Genomic DNA, 3,294 nt, shown 5'->3' with positions numbered 1-3,294 from the left:
TCTCTGGACGAACGCAAGGTTGACGCGCAGGCCGTGATCGGCCGATTGCGCGGCAAGCTTTCCGGCGAGCCTGGTTTGCAGATTTTTCTGCAGCCCGCGCAGGACATCATGATGGGTGGGCGCGGTTCGCGCTCGCAGTATCAGTACACCCTGCAGGCCGACAATCTGGACGATCTGCGCACCTGGGGACGCCGCATGCAGCAGGCGCTGGCGGACGTACCCCTGTTCAAGGATGTGGACAGCGATATTGAAGAACGTGGCCTGCAAACCATGGTTACGGTCAATCGAGATGCGCTGGCGCGGCACGGTTTGAGCATGAAAGATGTGGATTCGGCTCTGGGCAATGCCTTTGGTCAAAGCCAGGTCTCCACCATCTATCGAGACAAAAACCAGTACCGTGTGGTGTTGGAATACGGTGAAAACTGGCTGGAAAGTGAAGAGGCTCTGGGCAAGGTCTACCTGTCCGGCAAGGACGGACTGGTGCCATTGCTTGGCGTGTCCAACGTGGCGCCGTCGTTTGCGCCTCTTTCGGTTTCGCATCAGGGGCAGTTTGCGGCCGTGACCCTGTCATTCAACCTTGCGCCGGGGGTGGCCCTTTCGCAGGCGCAGGAGGCCATCGAAGAGGCGCGGGTACGGCTCGGCATGCCGTCTTCCATTGTGGGCAGTTTTCAGGGAACTGCCAAAATGTTCAGCGATACGGCGGGCAATCAGGTCGTTCTCATTCTGGCGGCGCTGGCGGCGCTGTATATTGTGCTCGGCGTGCTGTACGAAAGCCTTATCCATCCTCTGACCATCCTTTCAACCCTGCCCTCAGCAGGGGGAGGAGCCTTGCTGGCCCTCATGCTGTTCAAGATGGAGTTCAGCGTTATTGCCCTTATCGGCGTGCTGCTGCTCTGTGGCATCGTCAAAAAGAACGCCATCATGATGATCGACTTTGCTCTGGAAGCCTCGCGCAGCCGCAAGCTGCCGCCGGAAAAGGCCATCTATGAGGCATGCCTGCTGCGTTTCCGTCCCATCATGATGACCACGGCAGCGGCAATTCTTGGTGCTGTGCCGCTTGTCATCGGGCAGGGCGACGGCGCCGAGATACGGCAGCCTCTGGGCGTGACCATTGTGGGGGGGCTGCTCATGAGCCAACTTTTGACGCTGTACACCACCCCTGTGGTCTATCTGTGCCTGGACCGCGCACGTCTGCGCATCCGCCGCTGGTGGTGGCGTGTGCGTTACGGAGAAGCTGTGGCGGGCAGGTTGCAGGTTTTGAGCAGAAGGACATAGGGCATATTCATAACTTCCTTTCCCCAGTGTCCAGAGCAATCTCAAGGTAAAACTGCTTTTAATCTGTTCCAGAGCAGTTTACGAATGAAATGAGTTAACTGCCCTGCAAGGATTTTCAGGAAAACCCTTGCCACGAAATGCGCGCAGGCAGGCTTTTGCCTGCCGTAAGCGAGCATTTCAAGTGTTAAATGCTCTCTGACGAACCCTCGCCAATGCTATTGCCCCCCATCAGGTAGATAAAGCAAAAAGCCCACTAGGGGCTGTCTCTAAATAATTCTTTTGTCCAACTGGCTGCGTCAAAAGGCTTTTTTTACTCCAGTCATGTGCCGCAAAAGTACACTCCTTTCGTAAAAAAAGCCTTTTTCCTTGCCCTTGGCGCAAAATCATTTATTTAGAGACAGCCCCTAGGCTGAAAATTTGAAAATTTGAAGGGGGTTTTGTACGTATCCAGGATGGTTGGAGAACGTGGCGGCAATTGCGGGGCAAACCCGCAAGCGCTGAACAAGGTGCGGGCGTGAAGAGTTTGCATTACATGTGTAAGCCGAGAATGCCGAATATGTTTCCTGCCATGTAAAGGGCAAAAATTGGGAAGAATTCATGTAAAAACACACACATGAAAAATATGGTCAGGGGTATTTTAATGAGGGCGGCGTAACCAGCGGCATGCCGAAACCCTAACAGATAAATCCCTGCTGATAATAGCATGACAACTGCCGTCCACTGCAATGCATCTGTAATTTGCCGTATAAGAAAAAAATCCAGAGACTCAAGGTGTAAATATCTTTGTATGTTGTGCGCATCGACAGGATTAATGGAAACCCAAAAAAAACTCAAAAAAGCCAGTATATATATCCAGAAACAGCGCTCCAGCCGAAATGTTTTCAGGCAAGCGACTGTGCCCACAAAACTCGCAGTAACAACAGCAACACTAGTGACAGCAGAAACCGTGCTGTTGATGTTCGCTGATGCCCATAAACTTGCTACAGCCCATAGGGTGAGCAAACATAGCGGCCAGTGTCGCAGCCAGAAAACCAGAATTGCCTTGGCTGTAGAGTTTACCACGTCTTCAATGTTCATAGGCCAATCCTTGGGGGTGCCGTAAGCTTTGCTGTATTGATGCCGAAAGTGGCGGAGTCAGCGCTGGCTGTTGTTGATAGAGCAAAAAGCAGAGCCAAGGAATACTGGGGGGTATCTGCTCATGAGTATGCATTTAAATAATTTTTAGCTTAAGGAAGAATAGCTTGCTCATTTACGTTTGCTTTTAACAGCACGTTCTGACAGGGCAAAGCCCCGGCGGCACAGAACCGCCGGGGCTTTGCTCACACAGGAATGCCAAAAATGCCACATGAATACATCACCAAGATATACCATATGAGCATGAAAATCGGCTGCAGGAAGACGTACATGAAAAAGAGGGTCAGGGGTATTTTAATAAGGGCAGCAGGGCTGACGGTATGGCTGAATCGCAAAAAATACATTCCTGAAGACAACAGTGCTACTATCCCTGTCCAAAGTACAGCTTCTACGACCCGGGATACCAAGTTTTCGTTAAATGTTTCCAGGTGTAAAACGTTCTGCAATTCATTTGATTCTATATCGGCGAAGAAGAAAGCGATAATGCCAATAAAAACAAGTGTGTATATCCAGAAGCAGCGCTCAAGGCGAAATGCCTTCAGGCAAACAACTGTAGCCACAAAGCTCGCGGCAAAAATAATTCTGCTCACGGAGTCGTTATTGTCCAAGAAATCCAGCACGGCGCACAGAGTGAGCAAACATATCGGCCAGTGCCGCAGCCAGAAATCCAGCATTGCCTTGGCTGTAGAGCTTACCACGTCTTCAATGTTCATAGGCAGGTCCTTGGAAGCAGATTTATGTCCGCCGTAATCTTCGCAATATCGGCTCCATAATGGCCGGGGCCAGCCGCAGGCACAAAGGCAAAAAAAGCAGCATAAAGGCGCAGCCGCCCAGGCCGAGCGCCAGCAGGGCCGCCCACAGGGCATGCAGGCCAAGATCAGCCGC

General features: G+C 51.9%; 3 protein-coding genes. 1 reads left to right on the top strand and 2 read right to left on the bottom strand.

Features of this window, described 5'->3' with window-relative positions:
- Positions 1-1,275, top strand: a 1,275-nt coding sequence (locus V6C16_RS09890) for an efflux RND transporter permease subunit (RefSeq protein WP_333543111.1), incomplete at its 5' end; no start/stop codon positions are given.
- Between the two features lie 528 nt (positions 1,276-1,803).
- Here the strand turns inward: V6C16_RS09890 and V6C16_RS09885 are convergent.
- Together V6C16_RS09885 and V6C16_RS09880 are read right to left on the bottom strand one after the other, a co-directional pair.
- Complete coding sequence (locus V6C16_RS09885; RefSeq protein WP_333536111.1) at positions 1,804-2,352, bottom strand: hypothetical protein; 549 nt, start codon at positions 2,350-2,352, stop codon at positions 1,804-1,806.
- 242 nt (positions 2,353-2,594) lie between these two features.
- Positions 2,595-3,122, bottom strand: coding sequence for a hypothetical protein (locus V6C16_RS09880; RefSeq protein WP_333536112.1), 528 nt, complete (start codon positions 3,120-3,122; stop codon positions 2,595-2,597).
- Between the last annotated feature and the right edge of the window lie 172 nt (positions 3,123-3,294).

Origin of the sequence: Desulfovibrio sp. 1188_IL3213, from assembly GCF_036763145.1 — a bacterium.
Taxonomy (GTDB): domain Bacteria; phylum Desulfobacterota; class Desulfovibrionia; order Desulfovibrionales; family Desulfovibrionaceae; genus Desulfovibrio.
Note: the sequence above shows the minus strand (reverse complement) of the source record. Positions and strands in the feature narration are given on the sequence as shown.